At 70.7% G+C, this 20,845-nt stretch carries 18 protein-coding genes and 3 tRNA genes; 6 read left to right on the top strand and 15 right to left on the bottom strand.

All coding sequences use genetic code 11. The features are described 5' to 3' along the window. The first annotated feature begins 147 nt into the window (after positions 1-147). From G6O68_RS13775 to G6O68_RS13760, 4 genes are all read left to right on the top strand, one after another. A tRNA-Met gene (locus G6O68_RS13775) sits at positions 148-220 on the top strand. A gap of 313 nt (positions 221-533) precedes the next feature. After that, positions 534-606: transfer RNA gene (locus G6O68_RS13770), tRNA-Met, on the top strand. Positions 607-850: 244 nt separating this feature from the next. Next, positions 851-1,315, top strand: coding sequence for an acyl-CoA thioesterase (locus G6O68_RS13765; protein WP_165248685.1), 465 nt, complete (start codon positions 851-853; stop codon positions 1,313-1,315). Between the two features lie 228 nt (positions 1,316-1,543). Next, a complete protein-coding gene (locus G6O68_RS13760) occupies positions 1,544-3,199 on the top strand; it encodes an RNA polymerase sigma factor (protein WP_165248683.1) in 1,656 nt (551 codons plus the stop codon). Between the two features lie 20 nt (positions 3,200-3,219). On the opposite strand, the gene G6O68_RS13755 is transcribed toward G6O68_RS13760, so the two are convergent. The 12 genes from G6O68_RS13755 to G6O68_RS13700 all read right to left on the bottom strand — a co-directional run bounded on the left by G6O68_RS13755 (position 3,220) and on the right by G6O68_RS13700 (position 13,962). Beyond that, positions 3,220-3,882, bottom strand: a complete 663-nt coding sequence (locus tag G6O68_RS13755; protein WP_165248681.1) for a tetratricopeptide repeat protein — start codon at positions 3,880-3,882, stop codon at positions 3,220-3,222. Between the two features lie 128 nt (positions 3,883-4,010). Continuing rightward, complete coding sequence (rpiA, locus tag G6O68_RS13750; RefSeq protein WP_240911170.1) at positions 4,011-4,727, bottom strand: ribose-5-phosphate isomerase RpiA; 717 nt, start codon at positions 4,725-4,727, stop codon at positions 4,011-4,013. 177 nt (positions 4,728-4,904) lie between these two features. Beyond that, positions 4,905-5,948: a linear amide C-N hydrolase gene (locus G6O68_RS13745; protein ID WP_206108091.1), complete on the bottom strand. Its 1,044-nt coding sequence runs from the start codon at positions 5,946-5,948 to the stop codon at positions 4,905-4,907. 115 nt (positions 5,949-6,063) lie between these two features. After that, on the bottom strand, positions 6,064-6,687 hold the full coding sequence (gene ycaC / locus G6O68_RS13740; RefSeq protein ID WP_165248675.1) for an isochorismate family cysteine hydrolase YcaC: 624 nt from the start codon (positions 6,685-6,687) through the stop codon (positions 6,064-6,066). 175 nt (positions 6,688-6,862) lie between these two features. Then, positions 6,863-7,060 (bottom strand): hypothetical protein, encoded by a 198-nt coding sequence (locus G6O68_RS13735; protein ID WP_165248673.1) that lies wholly within the window; start codon positions 7,058-7,060, stop codon positions 6,863-6,865. A 90-nt stretch (positions 7,061-7,150) separates the two neighbouring features. Next, a tRNA-Pro gene (locus G6O68_RS13730) sits at positions 7,151-7,224 on the bottom strand. Between the two features lie 83 nt (positions 7,225-7,307). Further along, positions 7,308-8,033 (bottom strand): hypothetical protein, encoded by a 726-nt coding sequence (locus G6O68_RS13725; protein ID WP_165248671.1) that lies wholly within the window; start codon positions 8,031-8,033, stop codon positions 7,308-7,310. Between the two features lie 437 nt (positions 8,034-8,470). After that, complete coding sequence (locus tag G6O68_RS13720; RefSeq protein WP_165248669.1) at positions 8,471-9,352, bottom strand: ParB/RepB/Spo0J family partition protein; 882 nt, start codon at positions 9,350-9,352, stop codon at positions 8,471-8,473. Beyond that, positions 9,345-10,091 (bottom strand): ParA family protein, encoded by a 747-nt coding sequence (locus G6O68_RS13715; RefSeq protein ID WP_068410111.1) that lies wholly within the window; start codon positions 10,089-10,091, stop codon positions 9,345-9,347. Before G6O68_RS13715 ends, G6O68_RS13720 begins: the two co-directional genes overlap by 8 nt. Positions 10,092-10,301: 210 nt before the next feature. Next, entirely contained in the window at positions 10,302-11,672 is a 1,371-nt protein-coding gene (locus tag G6O68_RS13710) for a nicotinate phosphoribosyltransferase (RefSeq protein ID WP_165248667.1), read from the bottom strand. Next, on the bottom strand, positions 11,672-13,342 hold the full coding sequence (locus G6O68_RS13705) for a glycosyltransferase family 39 protein (RefSeq protein ID WP_165248665.1): 1,671 nt from the start codon (positions 13,340-13,342) through the stop codon (positions 11,672-11,674). Before G6O68_RS13705 ends, G6O68_RS13710 begins: the two co-directional genes overlap by 1 nt. A 68-nt stretch (positions 13,343-13,410) precedes the next feature. Then, positions 13,411-13,962, bottom strand: a complete 552-nt coding sequence (locus G6O68_RS13700; RefSeq protein WP_165248663.1) for a CHRD domain-containing protein — start codon at positions 13,960-13,962, stop codon at positions 13,411-13,413. 242 nt (positions 13,963-14,204) lie between these two features. On the opposite strand from G6O68_RS13700, the gene G6O68_RS13695 reads away from it, so the two are divergent. Both G6O68_RS13695 and G6O68_RS13690 read left to right on the top strand, forming a co-directional pair. Then, positions 14,205-15,389: a glucose-6-phosphate dehydrogenase assembly protein OpcA gene (locus tag G6O68_RS13695; protein WP_165248661.1), complete on the top strand. Its 1,185-nt coding sequence runs from the start codon at positions 14,205-14,207 to the stop codon at positions 15,387-15,389. A 41-nt stretch (positions 15,390-15,430) separates the two neighbouring features. Next, entirely contained in the window at positions 15,431-15,817 is a 387-nt protein-coding gene (locus tag G6O68_RS13690; RefSeq protein WP_165248659.1) for an STAS domain-containing protein, read from the top strand. Positions 15,818-15,871: 54 nt separating this feature from the next. Here G6O68_RS13690 and fabD read toward each other — a convergent pair whose 3' ends face one another. From fabD to G6O68_RS13675, 3 genes are all read right to left on the bottom strand, one after another. Further along, positions 15,872-16,783 (bottom strand): ACP S-malonyltransferase, encoded by a 912-nt coding sequence (fabD, locus tag G6O68_RS13685; protein WP_165248657.1) that lies wholly within the window; start codon positions 16,781-16,783, stop codon positions 15,872-15,874. A gap of 28 nt (positions 16,784-16,811) precedes the next feature. After that, positions 16,812-17,858 (bottom strand): phosphate acyltransferase PlsX, encoded by a 1,047-nt coding sequence (gene plsX, locus G6O68_RS13680; protein ID WP_165248655.1) that lies wholly within the window; start codon positions 17,856-17,858, stop codon positions 16,812-16,814. Positions 17,859-18,100: 242 nt separating this feature from the next. After that, positions 18,101-20,797, bottom strand: a complete 2,697-nt coding sequence (locus tag G6O68_RS13675; RefSeq protein ID WP_165248653.1) for a M16 family metallopeptidase — start codon at positions 20,795-20,797, stop codon at positions 18,101-18,103. Between the last annotated feature and the right edge of the window lie 48 nt (positions 20,798-20,845).

Below are 20,845 nucleotides of genomic sequence, written 5' to 3'. Positions count from 1 at the left end.
CACCCCCGCCGCGGTCCCGGCCGCCTTCCCGCCCCCCTCTCTACGGAATCGAGGGCTCTCGCATTGGAACGCCGCCGTTTCCCAGAAATGAGTCGGAAGCCGACGGTGCCCCCTTCCGCCCGCGGACCTTATCCGTTAGGATTCCAGTGCGCCGTGGAGCAGCGGCTAGCTCGCCAGGCTCATAACCTGGAGGTCGTAGGTTCGATTCCTACCGGCGCAACTTCGCTCCCACTCTCATCCCCTCCTCTTCCCGCGTTCGTCTCCCCGGCGATCGCGGCGGAAATCCTGACGGTGGCCTTCCTTCTTCGAAGGCCTTTCTGTCCGAGCCCCTTCGGGCTCCCTTATCTTTTTGGCTCGGTGTGCTGAACCTGGCGAACGTCTTGGTCGGTCCCCACTCGGGCCGCGAGTCCTCCGCCGCCGCGCTCCTCAAATTCGAGGCTTCCCCGCCAGGGTCCGCGTCCCGCGTGTCCGTTGTTTCTCGGTTTCAGGCGGTAGCCCCTTCCATCTCGGGGTGCCATGGGTTAGGATTCCAGTGCGCCGTGGAGCAGCGGCTAGCTCGCCAGGCTCATAACCTGGAGGTCGTAGGTTCGATTCCTACCGGCGCAACTTCACTCCCACCTTATCATCCCCATGTCCCCCCCGTGATCCCCCTTGGATCACCTCATCCGCCGTCTTCGGTCTCGAAGTCGAGCATGCCATGTCTCGTCGAAGCTCCTCTGTCTCGACGTTTCCTCACCAGCCGTCAATGGTTGCGACTTGCCCGGGATCGTGCTAGATTCAAGGCGGTGATCGCGGTCGGGCCACGTCCAGAGACGGAGACGCGGCGACGGAACCTGGGGATGGGACGCGTATGGCACCTTCGCACACGCACGACGCCGAGACGCTCACGCACCGACTCGTCCTGCCCCGCGACGCCAACCATCACGGGACGCTCTACGCCGGCTCGCTGCTCTCGCTGGCTCTGGAGGCCGGCTACTCCACGGCTTACCATGCCGCCGGCCTGGACGCCAACCTTGTCTTGAAAAGGGTACTGGACCTCCGCTGCTACGTCCCGGTTCCCATCGGCCGCGTGATCCAGATTCGGGGCCGTCAGATCCACCGCGGCAGCGCCCAGATCGTCGTGGCCCTCTGGGGGACCCCCTTGAACGGCAAGTCCACCCCCTGGATGGATGGCGTCATGCAGTTCGTCCACGTCGATCTCCAAGGTCGTCCCGAACCCCTCGCCGACGGGCCTCCCGAGGCCCCCGAGGAACTTGAAGCCCCCTGGTCGCGCCTTCGCGATCGGACCCGACGGCTGCTCCAGGTTCGGCAGTAGCGTCTCCCGGGGCCACCAGGCCCTGCATCAAAGCAAGCACTCAGGGTCGACTTCAGTAATCTTACGCACGATCCGCGAAACGGGGACAGGGAGCGCCCTGATTTTTCGCGACGGGCGGGGATTCGAGACCTCCTCCGGGAAGTTTTTGGGACGAAGTCGCGTAACCGACGGGTGCCGGAGCTGCAGTAAACGTCCGGTCAACCTGGGGGTGAAGGGGGGCGGACGGTCATGACGCGGCTGACGGGTCCACGGCGCGATGAGCTTGCCAGGTCGTTCGAGCGGCTCTTCGACGAGGGCTCGGCGGTCGGTTGTTCAGACGCCCAGCTCCTGGATCGGTTCGTGCAGCGTCGCGACGAATCCGCCTTCGCGGCGATCGTGGAACGACACGGGCCGATGGTCCTGGGCGTCTGCCGGCGATTCCTCCGCGACCCCAACGACGTCGACGACGCCTTCCAGGCCGTCTTCCTCGTCCTCGCCCGCAAGGCCGGCGGCCTGCGGAGCCGGGACCTGCTGGGGAACTGGCTGTTCGGCGTGGCCTGCCGCGTCGCGGCTCGCGCCCGGATCGCGGGCGTCCGGCGTGGCGAGAAGCTCGTGACCGACGGGGGCGACCGTCTCGACGTCGACCCGCGTCGTCCCGAGGCTCCCGATCCGGTCGACGCGATGGCGCATCGCGAGGAGTGGGTCCTGCTCCACGAGGAGGTACGGCGGCTCCCGCATCGCTACCGCTCGACGGTCGTCGCCTGCTACTTCGAGGGGAGGACGCACGAGGAGGCGGCGGCCCGGCTCCGATGCCCCGTCGGCACGGTCAAGGGCCGGCTCTCGCGAGCCCGCGACCTGCTTCGTCGGCGTCTGGAGTCTCGCGGCGCGACGGCCACGGCCGGCGCGCTGTCGACGGCCCTGGCGTCGACCGAGCTTCGCGCCGCCGTCCCGATCCCGCTCGCCGCCGACGCCGTCCGTCACGCCCTGGCCGTCTCCGCATCCCCGTCCGCCGCCTGGATGACCACCCCGGCGATCTCGCTCTCGGTCCGCACCCTCACCGAAGGAGCCCTCCAGGCCATGTTCTACTCCCAGATCAAAACGTTGGCCCTCCCCGCGTTGACCTTATCGGCGGGCCTGCTCGCCGCCGGCGCGAGCCTCGCTTACTCGCCGCAAGACGGGGCCGATCGGCCTACGGCCGAGGCCCCCGCCGCCCCGGTCGCGGACCCGCAGACCGAAGAGGCCGAGATGGTCGACGACCAGCCCAAGCCCGAACCGGAGGAGGAGGCGAAGACCGAAGCCGAAGACGAGCCGAAGCCCGCGAAACAGTCCCAGTCGGGCGGATTCGGCGGTGGCGGGGGCGGCGGGATGTCCGGCCCCTCCCCCGAGGAGATCCGCCAGAACATCGCCGGGCTCGCGGCCTCGGTCGCCAAGTACGACCAAGCGAGCGCGGACGCCCAGCTCGGAGAAGCCCTGGCCCTGCCCTTCACCCTGAAGTCGGATGAGGACTCCACGCTCCGCGACATGCTCGACTTGATTAAACAGTCCGTGAAGATCGCCGACGGCAAGAGGCTGCCGGTCTACGTCGACCCGGTCGGTCTCCGGGACGCCGACGCCGCGCTCGACTCCTCGGTGACGATCGACCTGGAGGACGTGCCGCTGAAGTTCTCGCTCCGGCTGATGCTCAAGCAACTCGGCCTGGCTTACTGCATCCGGGACGGCGTCCTGATCATCAGCTCCCTCGAAGGCGTCCAGCAGGAGCTGCTCGAAGTCCAGAAGGAGCTGATGGCTCGGTACCCGGAAAAGGTCATCGTTGGCCCGGGCGGCGCCTATTTCGACGGCGTCGCGGTGCCGCGCGGCACGGGCGGAATCGGCGTCATGGGCGGAATGGGCGGCGGCATGCGTTGACGGCCACCGCACCTGCAGGCTCACGCGGCGGCGACCTCCGCAGGCTTGAGGAGGTCGCCGTTCTCTCGCGCGGCCGGCCCGCGTCGCCTCGCCTTTGGGACGCGTATCGCCTGCCGCACGTCGCGGAGGGCCTGCTTGGCGGCCTGGTATTTCGGGTCGATCTGGAGGGCGGCTTCGAAACAGAGGGCGGCCTCGCCGTGGCGGTCGAGGGCGCGGAGGACCAGGCCGAGGTTGAGGTGCGCCTCATCGCGGCAGCCGTATTCGCAGCGCGTCGCGGCGAGGAGGGCGGCCTCGGCTTCTTCGAGCCTACCAGCCTGGGCGAGCACGCCGCCGAGGTAGATCCAGGCCCCGGCCTCCTCGGGCGCGGCGTCGATCGCCCGGCGGTACCAGATCGCGGCCCCGCCGAGGTCGCCGGTCGCTTTGCACAGGTGCCCCATCTCGGCCAGCGGGATCCAGAGCTTCTCGGCGGGGCAGAGGCCCAGCGCCCGGCGGATCGCCGATTTGGCCTCATCGAACCGGGCCAGCTCGATCAGGGCCGAGCCCAGCAGCTTCCAGGCGGGCCCGCAGTCGGGATGGCGGTCGAGGAGTTGCCGGGCCCTCGCGACGGTCAGGGACGGCAGCCCGGCCCGATGCGCGGCCCGGAGGCGGTTCCAGCGGGTCTGAATCCACGGCTTCGTCTTCATCGCGAGCGACTCCTGGGTACGGCTCGGCTGACGCGACCGACTCGCGTGCTGTACCCAGGACGATCAGCAGGTCTCGCCCGGAAATTCCAGGAATCCGAAAAACTCCCCGAAATCCGCCGGGTCGAGCCTCAGGCGCACCCGGTCCAGCGGCGGGCGTGGGTGACGATCTGCTCGGCCCCGTCGGGCCGGCCGACGACCAGCACGTCGCAGAGGCCGAGGAACAGCCCGCTCTCGAAGACGCCGACGACCGACTTGAGGCCGGCCTCGAGCGTCTCGGGGTCGGCGAGGGTCGAGAACCGGCAGTCGATGATGAGGTTGCCGCCGTCGGTGATGAAGAGCATCCCCTCGGGCGATCGCCTCAGCGAGGTCGTCGCGCCGAGACGCCGGAGACGTTGCTCGACGTGCCGGTAGCCCAGGCGGCTGACCTCGACCGGGACCGGGGACTCGGCCCCGAGGCGCGGGACGATCTTCTCGGGCGAGACGATCGTGACCCGGCGTTTGGCGACGCAGGCGACGAGCTTCTCGCGGAGCAAGGCCCCGCCCCGCCCCTTGATCATCCGATACTGGGGGTCGATCTCGTCGGCCCCGTCGATGTTGAGGTCGACCGACGGGACGTCGTCGACGTCCCGCAGGGGGATGTTGAGGTCGCGGGCCAGTTCCGCCGTCGTGACGCTGGTGGGCACGCCGACGAAATCCAGGCCCTCCTGGGCCACCCGCTCGCCCAGCCGTTTCACCATCAGGGCGGCGGTCGAACCCGACCCCAGCCCGACGATCATCCCCGGCTGCACCAGATCCGCCGCGCTCCGCGCCGCGTGAACCTTCGCGACGTCAGCTTCGAGTGCCACGACCATAAGCCTTCAAGGGGGGGTGGGGGGAAGTCCCCGCCGGTCGCCGCCGGCCGGGGTCGACGCCGCCCGCACGCGTGACGTCAAAGTTCCCGTTGCTCGTTCGCGCCGAATCGCCGAACCAGCCATTAGAACGACTTCCCTCGGCCTTGGCCACCCGCCAACGCCGCCTCGCCGTCAATCCGGCTTCCCGGGGAGGAATGGGAACGGTTCCGCGGGCTGGAACCCCGACGAGGCGTCGCCGGCGAAGGTCCGCCCGCCGCTCAGGGTCAGCCGCTTCACCGGGGCGGCGGGATCGAAGTCCATCGCCGACAGCGGCACCCAGAAGATCGACGGGCTGACGGCCGAGTCGAAGTTGAGGGTCCGATCCTTCAGGTCGTAAGCGGTCCGCCAGACCATGCTGGCGATGTTCGGCCGCCCGGGCGACGTGATCCCCATCGGGACCGAGGTGTTGCGGACGATCCCGAACAGGGCGGCCAGCGCCCGCCCCGCGTCGCCGGTCTTGGGGACCGCGTCGATGTAGAACGAGGCCCGGATGAAGCGGTCGGCGGCGCGACTGGTCCCCGGCAGCATGGCCTCCCCCCCGATCTCCTTCCAGTACTCGTTGAGCGCGAGCTGCTGGTCGAAGGTCGGCGAGTTGGTCATGACCTGGAACTCGCGGCCGTGGTGGACGACGAGCTTCCCCTTCACGTACTCGAAAATCGCCGAGTCGCCCGAAGGGTCGACGATCGCCAGGTGCCCCTGCGCCGGGGAACCGTTGGGGAGTATCGGCGCCACGATCGTGAATGGCTCGTCGCGGAGGGCCTCGACGGCTTCGGCGACGGTGGCGAAGTTGTCCAGGACGTACTGGGTCCAGGCGGCGATCGAGAGCGTCGGCCGCGTGCTGTCGGCCCCGTAGTCCGACTCGACGAGGTACAGCGTGTTCGCGACCAGCCCCTTCTCGTTCATTCCGTCCACGCCGGCGACCTCGTAGAACGAGCCCACCAGGCTGCCGTACTTGCTCGTCCACTTCAGGGAGCGGGGGCCGGCCGCGCCGTCGCGTTCCACCCCCCTGGGGAAGCAGTACAGGTTCGTCCCGGGGTCCTCCATCCAGTCCATCGACCGGGCGACGAGGACCCGGCCCTCGGGCCCGAGATACACGCACCGCGTGCATGCTTCCGATTTGACCGAGCCGAAGCAGGCGAGCCCGATGATCATCCCGACGAGTCGTTTCGCGTCCATTGTTCCCAACCTCCAGGTGCGTCCACACGGCCGATCGACTTCGGTCGGCCGAGACGAGCCTAGGAGACGGTTGGGCGCGAGGGAACTCGCGGGACGGACGGGCCCGCCCGGCGGGTCACTTGCGGGCGTTGTGGCTGGTGATGAGGTTGGCATAGCTGGGGAGGTGCTTGGCGAACAGGGCGCCGAGGCCTTCCATGTCGTTCCGCCAGTCGCGATGCAGTTCGCAGGCGACGGCGAACCAGGTCATGAGCTGCACCCCGGCGGCCTGCATCCGGGCCCAGGAGGCCTCGCGCGTCGTCTGGTTGAACGTCCCCGAGGCGTCGGCGACGACGAAGACCTCGAACCCCTCCTCGATCGCCGAGAGCGCGGGGAAGGCCACGCAGACCTCCGTGACCACGCCTGCGATGATGAGCTGCTTCTTGCCGGTGGCCTTCACGGCCTTGACGAAATCCTCGTTGTCCCAGGCGTTGATCTGCCCCGGCCGGGCGATGTAGGGGGCGTCCGGGAACAGCTCCTTGAGCTCGGGCATGAGGGGGCCGTTGGGCCCGGCCTCGAAGCTCGTCGTCAGAATGGTCGGCAGCTCGAAATACTTAGCCGAGTTCGCCAGCGCCAGCACGATGTTCTTGAAATCGTCCGTCGAGAAGTCGCGGACGAGGTTGCAGAGCCCGGACTGATGGTCGACGAGCAGCACGGCGGCGTCGTTGCGATCGAGGCGACGGTACTTGGACCCGGAACTCATGGAGTCTCCTTGCGACACACGGGCGGCCGTCGACCCCGAGCCTTGGACCCTCGACGGGTCCTGAGGCACGGCCGATCGGCTCGGGATGGGGTTGGTTTCGAGGGTCCCTGACGTGGCCTGGGAGGATGGCCGAGGGACGAGACAAGCGAGGGGAGGAGCCTCGACCGGCTCCGCCTCAGCCCGAGGGATTGCCTCGGGATCTCTGGAGAAGGAGCAGCCCCGCGACCAGAACCAGGGCGGAGAAGCCGACCGCCCCTAACATTTTGCTCGACTCGTGCGGGGAGAGCGGCGCTTGCCGCAGGACGATGGCCGCGACCCGGGTGATCGTCATCAAGGCGCCCAGGGCGATCAGAATCAGGCCGGCGATTCTCATCCGTCCACCGCCCCCCTGCGAAATGATCGACGGTGCCAGGAGAGGCCGCTCCGCGCGGACGGGAGAATCCTCGGTTGCGGGGGATCCAAGTCGGGGCGGTGGGATTCGAACCCACGGCCTCCTGCTCCCAAAGCAGGCGCGCTGCCAGGCTGCGCTACGCCCCGCGGCGTGAGACACAGGCATCCTAAGCGGCGGGGGCGGGGGCGGTCAAGGGAAGGCCCGCCCGCCCCGGCCCGCGTCCGACGAGTCAGCTCCGCGCGAGCGAGGGGACCTCGATCCGTCCGTGGTCCGTCGCGGCGGTCAGGGGCCAGCGGAGGCTCGCCTGCACGCGGGGGCGAGGCGACCAGTCGAGGCGGCCGCGATGCTCGGCGACCACACGCGCGAGCAAGGGGAGGGCCAGCGAGCGCGTCGTGGAGGCGAGCGACTCATGGGCGGACGTCGGCCGGCGCGGCGTCCCGTCGAACATGGCCGATGCGGACTCGGCCCATTCCACCTCGAAGCCCCCCGGCGTGGTCGTCCAGGAGAGCACGGCCTCGCCGCCGGGCGCGAGACTCTCGGCCCGCCAGCTCACGAACGCGTCGAGCGCCGCGGAGAGGCGCATGGCGTCGAACTCCCCGGCCTCCTCCTCGTCGGGCGGCTCGATCCGCAGCGTGAGATCGTGGCGATCGAAGGCTGCGACCCAGCACAGCCGGCGTTCCTCGACGATCGCGCCGAAGGGCCTCCTGACCAGCGTCAGCGACATCGTGCGGTAGATCGACTGGATGAGGTCGAACAGGCGTTCGACCTCGATGTAGGTGCGGTTCAGCTCGTCCCAACGTTCCGGGAGCGGGCCGGTGGCGGCTCGTTTCGTGAGGTAGAAGCCCATTTTCATGCTGTTCAGCATGTTGCGGCAGCGGTGATTGAACCCGCTGAGGGCCTGTCGGAGCGGTTCAAGCTGGCCGTCGTCGATGAATCGGAGCAAGGAAGCGCTCAATCCGTCGTCCGCCGATCCGTCATGCGGGTGTATCGACATCGAGTTTGGCACCTGAACGTCGTGGAGCCGCCGTCGGGCGCGGGATGCCTAGCCCTGCACCTTCCGGTACCTGGGCGACCGTCCCCGCCCTGATCGCGGTAAGACCCGTCATCTCGAGAGATGGCATATTATGGCAAGCATCCGACCAGCCCGGCAAGTGTGCGACCTCTCACGATCGAATCGCGGCACCTTGGCGGTTTCTGGAGGAATGCTCGGGCATGCTGAATGCAAATCAGACGCCGATTGGACGCGAAGCCGTTGGGGCCCCCGAGAAGGGGGAAAACAGAAAGGGCGTGGCCCGCTGGGACGGGCCACGCCCTTTCAGGAGCGGCTATCGGGTTTCTCGAAATCGACACGAAGCCCGCAAATGGGAAGTGGGATACCCTGGGCGAGTCTTCTCAGGAACCTCGGATGAGCGAGCAAACGCGGTCGAATTCTTCCTGGTTATTGTAGTCGATCACGAACTGGCCTTTCTCGGCGGTCCGCGAGCGGATGACCACGGGCGTCCCGAACCTCTGGAGGAGGTGCTGCTCCAGCTCTACGAGGTGAGGGGCCTTGACCACCGTGTGCGCGGCGTCCTTGCGGACCCGGGTCTTCGCCGGGGTCGGGACGCCGGTGGCGACGAGGGCCTCGGTCTGGCGGACCGAGAGCCGCTCGGCGATCACGCGACGGCAGGCGGCGACCTGGGTCTCGGCCTCCGGCAGGCCCAGCAGAGCGCGGGCGTGTCCCTGGGTGATGTCGTTGTCGCGGACGGCGTTGAGGATCTCCTCCGGCAGCTCGAGCAGCCGGATGAGGTTGGAGATCGTCGAGCGGTCGAGGCCGAGCCGACCGGCGAGTTCCTCCTGCGTGCCGCCGTAGCGCGAGAGGTATTCGCGGAAGGCGGTCGCCTTGTCGACGGCGTTGAGGTCCTCGCGCTGGAGGTTCTCGACCATCGCCAGCTCGAAGACCCGCTGGTCGTCCAGCTCCATCACCCGGGCGGGGATGTCGTGGAGCTGGGCCTCGATGCTGGCGCGGAGCCGACGCTCGCCCGCGATGAGCTGGTAGCGGTCGCCGACCGCCCGCACCAGGATCGGCATCAGGACGCCGTGCTGGCGGATCGAGTCGGCGAGCGTGGCCAGCTCGGCCGGGGCGAAGTGGCGGCGGGGCTGATACGGGTTCGGGTCGATCTGGTCCACGGCGACGTGGAGCAGCTCGGATTCCTCCAGCGACCCGGGCTCGAATCCCCCTTCTTCGCGGCCCAAGAGAGCCTCGAGCCCACGTCCCAGGCGTCGTTTATTCACGGTCGATGACCTCCATGACAAGTTCCGTGTAGGCTCTGGCGCCCCTCGCCCTCGGCGCGTAGTCGAGGACGCTCCGTCCGTGGCTGGGCGCCTCGCTGATGCTCACGTCGCGCGGGATGAGCGAATCGAAGACCGTCTCGTCGAAGTACTGACGGACCTCGTTCACCACCTCGTTCGCCAGGTCGAGGGCCGGGTCGTACATGGTCAGCACGATCCCGCCGATCTCCAGGCGGTGGTTGTCCTTGGCCTTGGTCTGTCGGGCCAGCTCGATGATCTGCGAGAGCCCTTCCATCGCGAAGTATTCGCACTGGATGGGGATGTAGATCTCGGCCGAGGCCCCCAGCGACGCCCGGGTCAACTGCCCCAGCGACGGCGGGCAGTCGATCAGGACGTAGGTGAAGTGGCTCAGCTCCCCATTCAGCTGCTGGCGGAGGGTGGACGCCCGCTGGCGGTTCGAGGCCGAGAGCGCGTCGGCGTCGGCCAGGCTCTGCGAGCCCGGCAGGACGAACAGGTTGGCCTGCGTCGTCTCGACGACCGTCTCGGCCAGCGGCTTGCCCGCGAGCAGCGGATGCCGCTGCGCCGGCTCCACGCCCAGCCCGCTGGTCGCGTTGCACTGCGGGTCGACGTCGATCACGAGGGCCGTCCGCCCGGACTTCGCCAGGCCGGCGGCGATGTTGATCGCGGTCGTCGTCTTCCCCACCCCCCCCTTCTGATTGGCCACGCTGATGATCTTGGCCATCCCCACCATCCTTCCCGCGGAAGCCTCCGGCGATCCTCCTGTGCGGATTCATCGGCTGATGCGGGCGGAAACTCGATTCGACTCGCGGTGCGGCTCGGCTTCGCTCCCCTCCCCCGGAAGCCGGGCAAGTGGGGCAGACTCGACCGGCGCGACCGCCCGACGCGATCGGCAGGATCGGCCAGGACGACCGCGGCCCGCCACCTTGCCGGATCATCCCGATCGCTGTCGCATCAGCCGCTCCGCGTCCGCTTCGAGGCGGTCGCTGTACGACACCGGATAGACGGCCTCGGACCGCAGGGCCTTGACCGCCTCGGGCAGGGCGGCGAGTTGGTCCCGGCACCGGGCGCGGATCTCCTCCAGCCCGGGCGGGCGTCGCGCCGGCTCGCCGCCTCGGAGGACCGGGACGAGGAGCGGCTCGTCGCCCTGGTCGGGCGTCGGCTCGTCGGCGCGGGCGACGAGGTCGCCGACGAACCGGCCCGAGGCGTCGCGACGGCGGTAGACCTGCTTGGCCATCGGATACGTCTTCTTGCCGGGGGAGAGCTTGACCCGCCCCGCCCCTTCCAGTTCGACGAGCTTGTAGACCATCGACAGCGCCGGGGCGTCGCGCGAGGTCACCAGCTCGGTGCCGATGCCGCAGCCGTCGATCGGAGCCCCGGCCGCCGCGAGATCCTCCAGCGCGGACTCGTCCAGGTCGCCCGAGGCGATGATCCGCACGTCCCCGCGACCGTGCTCGTCGAGGATCAGGCGGGCCTTCTTCGCCAGCTCGGCCAGGTCGCCGCTGTCGATGCGGACGGCCGACGACGGCGGGGCGATCCGAGCCGCCAGCCGGACGCCCTCCAGCGTCTCGTAGGTGTCGACCAGGAGCGTCGTCGAGGCGGGGAAGACTCGGGAGTAGGCCTCGAACGCCTCGGCCTCGGTCGCGAAGGACTGGACCCAGGAATGAGCCATCGTCCCCACGCAGGGGATGCCCAGCCTGCGGGCGGCCTCGACGTGGCTGGTCGCCTCGAACCCGGCGAGGTACGCCGAACGGGTCGCCAGCAGCCCCGCCTGGGGCCCGTGCGCGCGGCGGGCGCCGAACTCGAACAGCGGCTTCCCCCGCGCGGCCAGGACCATGCGAGCCGCCTTCGAGGCGACGAGCGTCGGATACCCGAGCGAGGCCAGCAGGAAGGTCTCCACCCACTGCGCCTGGGGGAGGGGGGCCGTGACCCGGACGAGGGTCTCCCCCGGGAAGACGACGGTCCCCTCGGGGATCGCGAAGACGTCGCCTTCGAACCGGAAGCGGCGGAGGGTCTCGAAGAACGTGGCCGGCAGGCCCTGGAACGCGGGCCAGCGTCGCATCGCCTCGACCTGCTCGCTGGAGAACGCCAGCCGCGCCAGGTCGCCGATCGCCTGCTCCAGGCCGGCGAAGACCAGGAACGAGCGATCCGGGGGCAGGCGGCGGACGAAGATCTCGAAGGTCGCCGACTTCGACCCCATCCCCTCGGCGAGGTAGCCGGCCAGCATCGTCAACTCGTACAGGTCGGTGACCGTCCCCAGGGCCTCGGGGTCGGGCCAGAGCGAGACGAAGGGCTCGGGCGTCATCAAGGGCCTCCCGGAGATCGCGGGCGCAGCAGCCAGAGCGGCGCGTCGGCCGACCTGGCATCGGCGCCCGGGTCGACGTCGAGCCACGTCGGGAGGTTCAGCGTGGTCGGATACACGCCGACCTTCTCCCAACGCTCCAGCAGCCTGGCCTCAAGGCTCGACACGTCCCCAGATTGACGGAGCTGCGCCACGTCCACAAGGGCCCACGCGCCGCCCCCCTTGTCGAGCAGGTCTTCGACGTCGGCCTCGACCCGGGCCCCCGCCCTGCCCCCCAGATAGAACGTGACCGGAGGACGCGCCAGGACGCGGAGCCCCGGCGCGGCCTCGGGGACGTCGGTCAGCAGCCGGGCCGCGGCCGTCCGGAGCGGGTCGCTCGGGGCCAGCAGTCCCGGCCGATCGGACGTCGGGCCGGAGGTGGCCGTCACCAGGGCCTGGGAGATGGCCGCGGCGCAGCAGGCCGTCAGCAGCGGCAGGCGACGCCAACGCAGGATCTCGCCCGGGCGGGCCTCTGCCCTGAGCCGCTCCGCGATCAACCCCGCCCCCGCGATCCAGCCGAGCGCCTGGATCGGCAGCCAGAGCCGCGCATAGGGATGATAAAACGGCGTCAGGATCGAGAGCCCGACCCAGGCGACTCCCAGCAATCGAAGCCCCGGCGAGGCCTCGCGCCCAGGAAAGACCAGCCGAGCCAGGCCGAGCCACCACAAGGTCGTCGGGGCCAGGATCGCCGAAGCGCTCAGGACGACCAGGCCGATCGCGTCCCATCGCGACGGCCGGGGGACGCCAAGGACCCACAACGCCCCGAGCAGGGCCAGGGCCCATCCCGCCGCGTTCCACGCGAAACCTCCCGAGAGGATCCCCACCTGCTCCATCTGGAGCGACCAGTGCGGCAGCCAGGTCGCCGCCGAGCCCATGTAGCTGCGATGATGGGCCATGAGCCCCGCATACCCGCCGTGGGCCTCGACGAACCGGAACCACGGGGCGTAGACCAGCGCCGCGACGAGCGCCGCCAGCGATCCCCAGCCCCAGGCCCGCGTCTGGAAGTCTCCATTGCGTCGCGAAGCGTCGAAAGCCGAGATCGCCGCGACGGCCAGGATCACGGCGACGCCCACCGTCCACCCGCTGTATTTCACGAGTTGGGCCAGCCCCGTCGCCGCGCCGAGACCGATCGCCGAGACCGCACCGGGCCGCTCCAGGAACCGCTGGCCGGCGATCAGGCCGAGGAGCCAGGCGAGTTCGAACGTCGCGTCGGTCAACGCCATCCGCGAGAAGGCGACGTGGAAGCCCGAGAGCGCGACGAGCGCCGCGGCCGCCGCGCCCGCCCCTGGGCCGAACGTCCGCCGGGCCAGCCAAGCGGCGATCGGCACGGCGAGCGTCCCCGTCGCGACCGAGACCAGGATCGCCGCCACGTCGCTCGGGCCGAGGAGGAGATACGCGAGGCCGACGAGCCCCGGGAACCCCGCCGGGGCGTAGGGGATCACCAGCGGATCCATCCCCCCCGGCCCGAGCGGCCAGAGGCCGGCGATCGCGTAGATCCCTTCATCGAAGTGGACGAGCCCGAGCCGGCCGAGTCCCCAGATGCGCACGATCAGCGCGAGCATCGTCGTCGCGGCGACGAAGGCCCCTTCGCGGCGGGTCGATCGAGCTTCCGCGAGGCGGTCGGTTGGCTTCATGGGGGACGATTCTATCGCGGGGCCGCCCTCCCCCGCAGGCGGTCGCGGGGAATTCCGCCCCCCCCGGCTCAGGTCCCGGCCGGCCGTCGCCTGAGGGCGAGCGTGCCGAAAGCCGCCGCGCCGATCCCCATCAGGGCCAGGCCGGCGGGCTCCGGGACGGGCGTCGCGAAGACGCTCAGCTGGCCCCGGATCTCGCCCGCCGGGAAGTCGGCCGTGTGGAGGTTGACGTAAGCCCCGCCAGACTCGATCGCGACGACGGCGTCGGCGAACGTCGCCGCGCCCGGCTGGGAGACGAACTCGGCCGCGGTCAGGACGCCGGCCAGCAGCCCCGAAGGGCCTGCGGGGACGCCGGAGAACGGGAACAGGATCGGCCCGGCGACGCCCATCGGGCCGAGGTGGATGTGCGCCCCAGCGAGGTCGCCCGAGAGGCCCCCGTAGCTGATCGAGTACGCCAGGGATTCCGAAGCGGCCTCGTACACGATCGTGACGAAGCCGACGGCGGGCGAGGCGTTCGGCGGGACCTCCTCGGCCCCGGTGAGCGTCGCCGTCGCGACGAAATCGGCCCGAGCGGCCGACGAGAGCAGCCCCAGGGCCACGAGCATGGCGATGGCGGATTTCACGGTGTAGCCTCCTCGATGGCGTCGAAACGTCGCGGCGTCCGTAAGCCCTCATCAGGTTAACCTGCGCACGCCCCCGCGCCGGAGACAATCCTCGGCGGATTTTCGATCGGATCGAGTCCGACGACCGGGGAGCGGTCGGACGACGTAAGCTGTAGTAGAATGATCGTGGAGCCGGCGTCGGACGTTCCGCGACCCTCGATCCCGATGGACGAGCCGGCGAGCCCAGCCAGGAGGCGGCGACCATGCCCGAGACCAGTTCCGACGCATTCCTCGAAGGTCAGGGGATCCCCGTCCCCCTGGCGCAGATCGACGCGACCCTGGAGAAGCTCTGGGGGCCCGCCGCCGAGCGCGTGGGGGGGCCCGAATTGGAGAATCCCACGGTCACTCGGGTCGTGCTGGCGAACCTCGTCGTGGAACGGCTCGCCCACGAGGCCGAATCGCTCCGGCCGGTGGTCGAGACGGTGGTCGGCCGCTTCCCCTGCCGGGCCATCGTCATCCGCCAGTCCGACGACCCGGGCCGGCAGGTGCTCGCCGAGGTGTCGGCCGTCTGCAGCCTCCCCGAGCCGGGCTCGCCCCAGGTCTGCGCCGAGCGCATCGTCCTGCGCGCCGGGCCCGACGCACTGGACCTGCTCCCCGGGGCCGTGCGGCCCTTGCTCGAAGCCGACCTGCCGATGATCCTCTGGTGGACCACCGACCCGGTCCCGCGCGAGAAGCTCTACCGCGACCTGGCCGCCGAGAGCAGCCGGATCATGCTCGACCTCCCCGACCCGGGGACCTCGGCCGCGGCGCTCCGGCTGGGCCTCGACCCGGCCGTCGGCCCCTGCCGTCGCGACGCCGTCTGGTACGGGCTCACCCACTGGCGCGAGCTGGTCGCCCAGATCTTCGACTGCCCGATCCACCGCAGGAGCCTCGGCCGGATCGAGTCGGTCCGGATCGACGCCCTCTCCCCAGCCCCGGGCTCGCCCCCCCGTCTGGCGCTCTGGCTCGCGGCCTGGCTCGCCGCCCAGCTCGGCTGGGCCCGCAGGGGGACGCCCGAGGTCGTCGCCGAGGACGGAGGCTCGACGTTCCGCGCCGAGTTCGACGGACCGGCCGGCCCGGTCCGGCTGGAGATCGGCACCGGGCCGCTGTCGGCGGGGCTGCCCAGCACTCCTCGGCTGGTCGGCGTCGCGCTCACGGCGCGCGGCGACGACGGCCCCGAGTCGTTCCGCCTCCAGCGGCCCACGCCCGAGTCGCCGGACGTCCGCATCCACGTCGAGGCGCCCGATTACTGCCGGATCCCCAACACCGTTCACGCCGACGAGCTCGACCCGGCGCATCGCGTCGCCGCGGCGCTCGAGCTGTCGCGGTTCGACCCCCCGTTCGAGAAGGCGACCCCGTTCCTGCTCTGGATGCTGGAGCACGCCCAGGCCGTCGCCCCCCTCCCCTGACCCTGCGTCGCTCCACCACCAACGGACCGAGGACCGCTCCGATGCCCCCGAGCCCCCCCGAATTCGAGCTGCTCACCCTCAACATGGTGGGCGACGTCGCCGTGGCCCAGGTGCTCACGCACGAGCTGCGGTTCCCGACGCAGGCCCAGGCCCTCTCGTACGAGCTGGGCCTGGTCGCCGCGCAGGACTGGGCCGAGAAGACGCTCATCGACCTGAGCCGCGTCCATTACATCGGCAGCACGGCGTACGCGGTGCTGGTGGGGGTGGTGAAGCGGGCGGCCGAGCTCGGACACGCCGTCAAGTTCTGCGGCATGAGCCAGGACGTCCGCATCGGCGCCGACATCATCGGCCTGGATCGGCTGGCCGATATCCGCGCGACCGAGGCCGAGGCGCTCGCCGCGTTCGCCGGGACGGCCGTCGCCTCCTGAGCGAACCGGCCGGCGAGGGGCGATCCCCCGCGGGACGCCCCCCGCCCCGCTTCGTCATCGGGCGGGGACGTTCGTGCAGGGGGTCTTGCGGTCGATCCGCTTGAGGAGGCCGGTGAGGACCCGGCCGGGGCCGATCTCGTAGAAGGTGTCGAAGCCGTCGGCGATCATCCGCCGCATCGACTCGTCCCAACGCACCCCCTGGAGGACCTGCGTGACGAGGATCTCGCGGATCGCGCCCGGGTCGTCGTGGGGCGAGGCGTCGACGTTCGAGTAGACCGGGATCCGCGGGGCCCGGACCTCGACGCGGTTCAGGACCTCGGCGAGCTGCTCGTCGGCCGGCTTCATCAAGGGGGTGTGGAACGCGCCGGCGACGGCGAGCCGGACGACCTTCATCGCGCCCAGCTCCTGCGCGATCGGCTCGACGTGGCCGAGCGCCTCGGCGTCGCCCGAGACGACGATGTTGCCGGGGCCGAGCATGTTGGCCTTCCAAATCCGGCCGTGGGGCGCGACCCGGGCGCACAGCTCGTCGACCTTGGCCTCGTCGAGTCCCAGCACGCTGACCATCCCGCTCGGGGAGGCGAGCGAGGCCGCCTGCATCGCCTGTCCGCGACGGCGGACGACCTCCAGGCCGGCCTCGAAGTCGAGCGCGCCGGCGAAGGTGAGGGCCGTGTACTCGCCCAGGCTGAGGCCGGCGGCGCCCTGGCAGGCGGCGACGACGTCCGGGCTGGTCGCCTTCAGGCTCTCCAGCGCGGCGAGGCTGGCGACGAAGATGGCCGGCTGGCTGACGTCCGTCGCCTCCAGCGCCTCGGCGGGGCCCTCCAGGCAGAGCTTGCGGAGGTCGATCCCGAGGACCTCGGCGGCGCGGTCGAACAGGTCCTTGACGGCGGGCAGCTCCTGGTCGAGCTCGCGGCACATGCCGACGGCCTGCGCGCCCTGGCCGGGGAAGAGGAAGGCGATCTTGGACATGGGGATCTCTCGCGACGGTCGGATCGGGTCAGGCGCGGGGCTCGTCGGCGTCGCCGACGCTCGCCCCGAGCTGCTCGATGATCTTGGAGTTGATGCGGTCGGCGGCCATCAGGTCGGCGACCCGCAGGGCGTTCTTGATGGCCCGGGCCTTGGACGAGCCGTGGCAGATGATGCAGGCCCCGCGGATGCCCAGCAGCGGCGCGCCGCCGAACTCCTCGTACTCGAACCGCGTCTTGAGGTTCTTCAGGCTGTGCGCCATCCGGTGGCCGACCTCGACCGGGAACTCGGGAAGCATCCGGGCCAGCTCCTCGCGCAGGGTGGAGAAGAGGAACTCGACCGCCCCCTCCCCCGCCTTCAAGAGGACGTTGCCCACGAACCCGTCGCAGATGACCACGCGGACGTGGCCCTCGTAGATGTCGCGGCCCTCGACGTTGCCGACGAACCGGCTGGCCCAGGGGGACTCCTCGAACAGCTTGCGCGTCGCGCGGGTGAGGTCGTTCCCCTTCTCCTCCTCGGAACCGACGTTGAGGATGCCGATGCGGGGCGCGGTCACCCCCAGGATCTCCTCGGCGTAGATCGAGCCCATCAGCCCGTACTGGTACAGGTCCTCGGGCTTGGGGGCCATGTTGGCGCCGACGTCGATGATGACGATCGGGCCCTGGTGCGAGGGGAAGATGGCGGCGATTCCGGGGCGGCGCACCCCCGGGAGGAACATCTTGGCGTGGGCGCCGGCGAACAGGGCCGAGGCCACCATCGCCCCGGTGTTGCCGGCGGAGACGATCGCCTGGACCTCGCCCGCGGCCATCAACGCCCAGCTCCGGGAGATGGAGTTGTCGCGCTTCTTGCGGAGGGCCTCGACGGGCTTCTCGTCCATGCCGATGGACTCGGCGGCGTGGACGATCGGCAGCCGGTCGCGAGGGGCGTCGGGGAACCTGGCCAGCTCGGCCTCGATCCGCTCGCGATCGCCGACGAGCACCGTGATCAGCCCATCCTGGTCGAGCGCCGCCTCCACCGCGCCCGCGACGATCGGTCCGGGGGCGAAGTCGCCTCCCATCGCGTCCAGGGCTATCCGCATCGTCGATCTCCCGATCTTCCCAGCGTCATGAACCGCCCGAAGGCCGCCCGCCGCCCTCGACCCGGCCGTCGGGTAAACGACGAAGGGATGCGGGACCGGGGAGCTTCGCCCAGTCCGCATCCCGAAAAAGCGTCCCGAGGCCCTCGGCGGACGCGAACCGACGCGGCGCGCGTCGGATGCATCAGCAATCGCAAATAAAGCGGCCCCATCGTAGAAGACCGCCGGGCGGCTGTCAAGCGAGGTCAACGGCGCCGCGAGGGCGACCGGCGCGCCGTGCGGGCGGCCGGGCCGAGTTCCACGCGAAACAGCCCCTCGGGCCTCAGCCGGCGGCGGGCGGCGTCGCGCACCCGGGCAGGGGTCACGGCCGCGATCCGGCCCGGCCAGGTCCTCGGCTCGTCCAGCGGCAGGCCCAGGCGCTCCAGCTCCACCAGACGCTCGGCCCGCTGCTCGACCGTCTGGAGTTCGAACAGCGACGCCCCCGCCAGGTAGCGCTGGACTCGCGCCACCTCGTCGTCGGAGAAGTCGCCGTCGTGCATGGCCCGGATCTGCTGCGCGACGGCCTCGACCACCCGGTCGGCCTCCTCCGGCATGGTCCCGGCGTAGATCCGGAAGACGCCCGGCAGCACGTCGGCCGAGTCGGTCGCCCCGCCGCCGATGCTGTACACGAGCCCCATCTCGTCGCGGACGATCCGCCCCAGCCGATCGGAGAAGCCGGGGCCGCTGCCGAGGATGTGGTCCAGGATCAGGAGCGCGTCGTAGTCCGGGTCGTGCCGGGCGATGCCGCGATGGCCCATGACGATGTGGACCTGCTCTCCCGGGCAGGAGATCCGCCGCGATCGGGGGGGGCCGACCTCGCCGAGCTCCGGCCAGGCCGGGGGGGGCGCCCCGCCCCGCTCCCAGTCGCCGAAATGAGCCCGGACCTGCCGCTTCAGCTCCCCCGGGTCGAATTCGCCGACGACGACGAGGAAGGCGTTCTCGGGGGCGAAGTGGCGCCGATGATGCGCGACCACGTCGTCGCGGGTGAGCCGGCGCAGCTCGCGGAGCCCTCCGCGATAGTCCCGACCCAGGGGGTGGTCGCCGTAGACCAGCCGGCGGAACTCCTGCTCGGCCCGGAAGGCCGGGTCCTCCAGGTCGCTCTTCAGCTCGGCGACCAGCCGCTGCTTGGTCCACTCCAGCGCGTCGGCCGGGAAGGCGGGCCGCCGCGACACGTCGGCGAGGATCTCCAGGCCCAGGCCCAGGTCCTCGGAGCGGGCCCGGAGGGCGCTCCAGGCGGAGCTGAGTTCCAGCGAGCCCCCCACGTCCTCGATCGCCGCGGCGACCTGCTGAGCCGTGCGGGACTCGCTCCCCTCCTCCATCATCCGGCTCGTCAAGGCCGCCGCGCCCGGCGCGGCCTCGCGGACCCAGCCCCCCTCGACGTAGAAGTCGACCGCCGCCACGCCGACGCCCGCACGCCGCTCGTGGATCACGCGCAGGCCGTTGGCCAGCGTGAACCGCCGCGGGCGGTAGTCCACCAGCTTGGGCCGGGTCCGCCCGACCCAGGCCGGCAGGTCAGCCGGGAGGACCAGTGGCTCGGGCTCGGCCCGCGCGGGCTTGCCGGCGGGCGCGGGCCGTCGCGCGGCAACCTCGATCCTCGGCGGGGGGACGTCGTCGGTGCACGAGCGCAGGAGCCAACCGGCGGTGAGTCGGTCCTCGACGAGATACTTCCCCGCCGCCTTCTTCACGGCGTCCGCGTCGACGGCCAGGGCGGCGGCGTGGTCGGCCTGCCAGTCCCGCCAGTCACCCCAAAGGGCGGCCTCGCCCACGCCGCAGGCCAGGGCCAGAAGGTCCTCCTGATCCCAGCGCCAGCCGGCCTCGAAGCGGTTGCGGACGCGGGACATCTCCTCGTCGGTCGGCCCGCGGGCGGTCAGGTCGTCCAGGATGTCGAGAATCGCGCCTTCCACCTCGTCCGCGTCGATGCGCTCGTCGGTCGCCTCGACCTGGACGAGGAACTGCCCCCCCTGCCTCCCCGGCCCGTGGAGGGCCTCCACCCATCCCGCCAGGTGCACGTCCTCGACCAGGGAGCGCCAGAGGCGAGAACGGCGGCCGGCCGAGAGGACGTCGGCCAGGACGTCGAGCGCCGGGGCGTCGGCGTGGTGCGAGGGGACCGTGTGCCATCCGAAGATCCCGCGCGGCAGCGCGTCGGCCTCCGCAAGGACGAAGTCCCGACGGCCGGATTGGGGCGACTCGTCGCCGTCGGCGCGGAGGCGGGGCGTCGCGCCCGGGGGGATGGGCCCGAATCGCTCCTCGACCCGATCCAGGGCCCGCTCGGGATCCAGGTCGCCGGCGAAGACGACGACCGCGCCGTCGGGGCGGTAATGGCGGCGGTAGAACGCCTCCAGGTCGTCCACCGTGATCGACGCCAGGTCGCGCGGCCAGCCCAGCACCGGGTTCCGATACGGGTGCCGCAAGTAGGAGAGCGCCTGGTGGTTCTGCTCCAGCCGAGCCAGGGCCGACTCCGCGTCCCGCGCGCGTTCTTCGCCCACCACCTGACGCTCGGCCTCGACCTCGCGGGGGTCGAACCGGGCCGAGGTCATGCGGTCGGCCTCGATCTCCAGGGCCAGCTCCCAGCGGTCGGCGGGGAGCGAGAACCAGTAGTGGGTGCGGTCCTCGCCGGTGTCGGCGTTGGCCTGGCCGCCGGCGACGAACGCCATCTGGTCGATGCTGCCCTTGGGGAACCGCTCGGTCCCCTTGAAGAGCATATGCTCCAGGAAGTGGGCGATCCCCGACTTGCCCGGCGGCTCGTCGAAGGAGCCGACCGGATAGAACAGGTCGCAGACCACGATCCGGACCCCCTTGCGAGGCAGGACCAGGACCTTCAGGCCGTTGTCCAGGACCCGTTCGAAAACGGGCTGGGAGCCCACCTTCGCGGGGGTGGAATGCGACTTGAGCCGTCGAGCCATTTCGGTGCGACCCTTTCCATCCTTCGATCGGAGGATTGAGGGGTTGAC

This window comes from Paludisphaera soli (assembly GCF_011064595.1).
GTDB classification, from domain to species: Bacteria; Planctomycetota; Planctomycetia; order Isosphaerales; family Isosphaeraceae; genus Paludisphaera; species Paludisphaera soli.
Note: the sequence above shows the minus strand (reverse complement) of the source record. Positions and strands in the feature narration are given on the sequence as shown.

What these genes read in the sequence shown, in the direction of transcription:
- G6O68_RS13735 (WP_165248673.1), bottom strand. Translation starts at nt 7,060, where the DNA reads ATGAGAATCGCCGGCCTGATTCTGATCGCCCTGGGCGCCTTGATGACG.
- ycaC (WP_165248675.1), bottom strand. Translation starts at nt 6,687, where the DNA reads ATGAGTTCCGGGTCCAAGTACCGTCGCCTCGATCGCAACGACGCCGCC.
- G6O68_RS13675 (WP_165248653.1), bottom strand. Translation starts at nt 20,797, where the DNA reads ATGGCTCGACGGCTCAAGTCGCATTCCACCCCCGCGAAGGTGGGCTCC.
- G6O68_RS13695 (WP_165248661.1), top strand. Translation starts at nt 14,205, where the DNA reads ATGCCCGAGACCAGTTCCGACGCATTCCTCGAAGGTCAGGGGATCCCC.
- plsX (WP_165248655.1), bottom strand. Translation starts at nt 17,858, where the DNA reads ATGCGGATAGCCCTGGACGCGATGGGAGGCGACTTCGCCCCCGGACCG.
- G6O68_RS13755 (WP_165248681.1), bottom strand. Translation starts at nt 3,882, where the DNA reads ATGAAGACGAAGCCGTGGATTCAGACCCGCTGGAACCGCCTCCGGGCC.
- G6O68_RS13690 (WP_165248659.1), top strand. Translation starts at nt 15,431, where the DNA reads ATGCCCCCGAGCCCCCCCGAATTCGAGCTGCTCACCCTCAACATGGTG.
- G6O68_RS13760 (WP_165248683.1), top strand. Translation starts at nt 1,544, where the DNA reads ATGACGCGGCTGACGGGTCCACGGCGCGATGAGCTTGCCAGGTCGTTC.
- G6O68_RS13710 (WP_165248667.1), bottom strand. Translation starts at nt 11,672, where the DNA reads ATGACGCCCGAGCCCTTCGTCTCGCTCTGGCCCGACCCCGAGGCCCTG.
- G6O68_RS13745 (WP_206108091.1), bottom strand. Translation starts at nt 5,948, where the DNA reads ATGGACGCGAAACGACTCGTCGGGATGATCATCGGGCTCGCCTGCTTC.
- fabD (WP_165248657.1), bottom strand. Translation starts at nt 16,783, where the DNA reads ATGTCCAAGATCGCCTTCCTCTTCCCCGGCCAGGGCGCGCAGGCCGTC.
- G6O68_RS13715 (WP_068410111.1), bottom strand. Translation starts at nt 10,091, where the DNA reads ATGGCCAAGATCATCAGCGTGGCCAATCAGAAGGGGGGGGTGGGGAAG.
- G6O68_RS13765 (WP_165248685.1), top strand. Translation starts at nt 851, where the DNA reads ATGGCACCTTCGCACACGCACGACGCCGAGACGCTCACGCACCGACTC.
- G6O68_RS13705 (WP_165248665.1), bottom strand. Translation starts at nt 13,342, where the DNA reads ATGAAGCCAACCGACCGCCTCGCGGAAGCTCGATCGACCCGCCGCGAA.